The organism is Streptomyces sp. NPDC006265 (assembly GCF_040613555.1).
GTDB lineage: Bacteria > Actinomycetota > Actinomycetes > Streptomycetales > Streptomycetaceae > Streptomyces.
This window is the reverse complement of record NZ_JBEXSH010000888.1, coordinates 1-3,709: the sequence shown is the minus strand read 5'-3', so window position 1 is coordinate 3,709 and position 3,709 is coordinate 1. Positions and strand designations below refer to the sequence as shown.

The 3,709-nt window shown below is 73.7% G+C and carries 5 protein-coding genes; 2 read left to right on the top strand and 3 right to left on the bottom strand.

All coding sequences use genetic code 11. The features are described from left to right. The first annotated feature begins 103 nt into the window (after positions 1-103). Positions 104-388, top strand: a complete 285-nt coding sequence (locus ABZ281_RS42175) for a DUF6332 family protein (RefSeq protein WP_356663287.1) — start codon at positions 104-106, stop codon at positions 386-388. Here the strand turns inward: ABZ281_RS42175 and ABZ281_RS42170 are convergent. The 3 genes from ABZ281_RS42170 to ABZ281_RS42160 all read right to left on the bottom strand — a co-directional run bounded on the left by ABZ281_RS42170 (position 349) and on the right by ABZ281_RS42160 (position 3,047). After that, complete coding sequence (locus tag ABZ281_RS42170; RefSeq protein ID WP_356663285.1) at positions 349-1,014, bottom strand: response regulator transcription factor; 666 nt, start codon at positions 1,012-1,014, stop codon at positions 349-351. The two genes, ABZ281_RS42175 and ABZ281_RS42170, sit on opposite strands and share 40 nt — an antisense overlap. Continuing rightward, positions 1,011-2,255, bottom strand: a complete 1,245-nt coding sequence (locus ABZ281_RS42165; RefSeq protein ID WP_356663283.1) for a sensor histidine kinase — start codon at positions 2,253-2,255, stop codon at positions 1,011-1,013. The genes ABZ281_RS42170 and ABZ281_RS42165 overlap by 4 nt, the downstream gene beginning before the upstream one ends. 99 nt (positions 2,256-2,354) lie before the next feature. Further along, positions 2,355-3,047, bottom strand: a complete 693-nt coding sequence (locus ABZ281_RS42160; RefSeq protein ID WP_356663281.1) for a TetR/AcrR family transcriptional regulator — start codon at positions 3,045-3,047, stop codon at positions 2,355-2,357. Between the two features lie 153 nt (positions 3,048-3,200). Here ABZ281_RS42160 and ABZ281_RS42155 point away from each other — a divergent pair, with 153 nt between their 5' ends. Next, on the top strand, positions 3,201-3,686 hold the full coding sequence (locus tag ABZ281_RS42155; RefSeq protein WP_356663279.1) for a nitroreductase family deazaflavin-dependent oxidoreductase: 486 nt from the start codon (positions 3,201-3,203) through the stop codon (positions 3,684-3,686). Positions 3,687-3,709 lie beyond the last annotated feature (23 nt).

The window sequence follows — 3,709 nt, the reverse complement described above, 5'->3', positions numbered from 1 at the left end:
ATAGGGCCGAGGCGCGGCCGCCGGGGGGGGGGGGGGGGCTGAGGGGGGCGGGGGCGGGGGGGGCCCCGGCGCGGGCGCCCCACACCCCTGTTTGACTCGCCGTATGACCAGTCACGGGGGACGGCGCAGTCAGGCCGAACGCGACGCGATCACCGTCGAGATCGGGTACGCGTTGTGCAGTGCGGCCTTCGCCGCGGCGGTGGTGTTCGGGGCCGTGGCCGGGCCGGCGCTGCTCTTCGACCTGCCGGACACGGCCGAGCGCCTGCTGCTGCGCGCCGGTGTCGTGCTCGCGCCGGTCCTCTTCGTCGCGCGGGTCGTCAGTGTCCTCGTCCGGTTCCGGACGGCGGATCAGCCCAGCCAGCCCGGCCGCACCAGACCCGACTCGTAGGCGAGCACAACCAGTTGGGCCCGGTCGCGGGCGCCGAGTTTCACCATCGTGCGGCTGACGTGGGTCTTGGCGGTGAGCGGGCTGACGACCAGGCGGCGGGCGATCTCCTCGTTGGACAGGCCGATCCCGACCAGGGCCATCACCTCCCGCTCCCGCTCGGTGAGCCGGGCCAGGGCGCCGGCCGCCGCCGGTTCCTTGGAACGGGACGCGAACTCGGAGATCAGCCGCCGCGTCACACCCGGCGACAGCAGTGCGTCACCCGCCACCACCGCCCGGACGGCGCGCAGGAGTTCCTCCGGCTCGGTGTCCTTGACCAGGAACCCGGAGGCGCCGGAGCGGATCGCCTCGAAGACGTACTCGTCGAGCTCGAAGGTGGTGAGCATGACGACCCTGACGTCCTCCAGGCCGGGATCGCCGGTGACCTGCCGGGTCGCGGCCAGGCCGTCGAGGGCGGGCATGCGGATGTCCATCAGGACGACGTCCGGGCGCTGTTCTCGGATCCGCCGCACGGCCTCCTCGCCGTCGGCGGCCTCCCCGGCCACCTCGATGTCGGGCTGCGCGTCGAGCAGCGCCCGGAACCCCGCCCTCACCAGTGACTGGTCGTCGGCCAGCAGTACGCGGATCAACGGTCCTCCTGTGTCGGTCCGGGGGACGGGGCGGCGGATGCCGTCAGCGGCAGCACGGCGAGCACCCGGAAGCCTCCGTCCGGCCGGGGGCCCGCCTCGATGGTGCCACCCAGGGCCGCGGCCCGCTCCCGCATCCCGGCGAGTCCGTTGCCACTGCCGCCCGCGTCGTCCCCGGTCGCGGGCCCGTCGTCGTCCACCCTCAGCCGCAACACGCCCCGATCGCGCACCAGGTGCACCCGCGCGTACCGCGATCCCGAGTGCCGGACGACGTTGGTCAGGGCCTCCTGGACGATCCGGAAGGCGGCGAGGTCCGTGCCGGGGGCGAGGCTCGGCGGCTCCCCCTCGACGTCCACCGTGAGGCCCGCGCTCGCGGCCTGCTCCACCAGTTCGGGCAGCCGGTCGAGCCCGGGCGCGGGGGCGCGCGGCGCGTCACCGGGGGTACGCAGGGTGTCGAGCACCTGGCGCACCTCGCCGAGCGCCTCCTTGCTCTGGTCCTTGATCGTGGTGAGGGCCGTGCGGGCCTGCTCGGGGTCGGTGTCGAGGAGCGCGAGGCCTACCCCGGCCTGCACGTTGATGACGGAGATGCTGTGGGCGAGGACGTCGTGCAGCTCCCGCGCGATCCGCAGCCGCTCCTCATCGGCCCGCCGCCGCGCGGCCTCGGCCCGTTCGGTCCGTTCCCGGACCCACTGTTCGCGCCGGACGCGGAACAGCTCCGACACCGCCGCGATCGCCACCACCCAGGTGGCGACCACGATCTCCTCGCCCCAGGAGGCGGCGGAGTCCCCGGACGGCGGCAGCCACCGGAAGAGCCAGTGCGCCACCAGGACGTGCCCGGCCCAGAGCATGCCCATCGCGGCCCACGCCGCCCGGCGGTGCCCGGCGACGATCGCGCTGAAGCAGGCCAGGGCGACGGTGAAGAGCACCGGCCCGTAGGGATACCCGGCCCCGAGATAGACCATGACGGCGGCCGCCGTGCCGAACACCACGGCCACCGGATACCGCTTCCGCCACAGCAGCAGCCCGCCGGCCACCAGCAGCAGCGCCCGCGCGAAGAGATCCAGCTCCGCCCGCTCGCCCTGCTGCCCGTGGGCGGCGAAGTTCGACCCGACCAGGACGAACGCGGTCACGAGGACCGTGGACCGCCAGGGCCATCGCGGCTCCCGCCCCTCCCACCGGTCCCACCACGCGGGCCCGTGCCGCCACCACCGCGGCGAACCGCCCCGCGCACGCTGCTCGTCCATACCGGCCACGCTAGACGCCGTGCTGCCGCGGCCACGTCACCCCGGCGTGGTGATCACGCGTACTCCCCGGGAAGTACGCCCGTTCACCGGGCCGGTGACCTACGGGGACTCGGGAACCAGCCCGACCCCGCGGGCGAGCTGTCCCACCGCGTGCCGGAAGAACGCCTCCCGGTCCTCCACCACCCGGTTGAACTGGCCGAACAGCTCGAAGCCGACCAGCCCGTACAGCTGGGCCCAGGCCGCGACGAGTGCGGTCACGACCGCCGGGGGAAGATCGGGGGCGAGGTCGGCGGCCATGCGTTCGGCCTCCGGGCGGAGGTCGTCCGCCAGCGAGGGCCGGGCGAGATCCGGGCTCCGGTGTGCGTCGCGGGCGATACCGATGAGCAGGAGCCCGACGCGGGCGGCGGCCGGGACGGTGGCGTCGGGGGCCGTGTAGCCGGGGACGGGCGAACCGTAGATCAGCGCGTACTCGTGGGGATGGTCCAGCGCCCAGCCGCGCACCGCCTCGCAGACCGTGATCCAGCGCTCGAAGGGGCCGGCCGCCGCCTCGTGGGCCGCCTCGGCGCTCTCGCCGAGGGAGTCGTAGGCGTCGACGATGAGAGCGGTCAGCAGGTCGTCCCGGCTTGGGAAGTAGCGGTACAGCGCGGAGGAGACCATGCCCAGCTCACGGGCCACCGCCCGCAGGGAGAGCCGGGCGGCACCCTCCGCCGCGAGCTGTCTGCGGGCCTCGTCCTTGATGGCCGCCGTGACTTCGATCCTGGCCCGGGCACGGGCGCCCTGTGCGGTGCTCATGCCGGGCAGTCTCCCACGAAAGCAGAGCAGTGCACACATGCGAGAGCAGTGCTCTTGCCTTGACGCCCGGGCCTCGTGCAGACTGACACCAGAAGGAGCGAGAGCAGCGCTCACGGAAGAGAGCACCGCGTCGCAGCCACCCGAGGGAGCCCCATGTCCACGCACGTCCAGAAGCCGGGCTGGTTCACCGTCAACGTCTTCAACCGCTTCGTGGCCTGGCTGACCCGCCGCGGCGTCAGCGTCTGGGGCTCCCGCGTCCTCGCCGTCCGCGGCCGCAAGAGCGGCCAGTGGCGCACCACCCCGGTCAACCTGCTGACCCTGGACGGCAAGCAGTACCTGGTGGCCCCCCGCGGCCATGTGCAGTGGACGCACAACATGCGCGCCGCGGGCGGCGGCGAACTGCACCTCGGCAAGCATGTGGACAGCTTCACCGCGGCCGAGGTCGGCGACGACGACAAGACCCCGATCCTGCGCGCCTACCTCAAGCGATGGAAGGCGGAGGTCGGGGTCTTCTTCAACGGAGTCGGCCCCGACTCCCCGGACGACCAGCTGCGTCGCATCGCCCCGGACCACCGGCGGAAGGCCTGCATCTGCTTGGCCGACCGGCCATCCGCCAGCCCGACCAGCCCATCCCGCTGATAGCGCTGCCGCCGCTGCTTGAC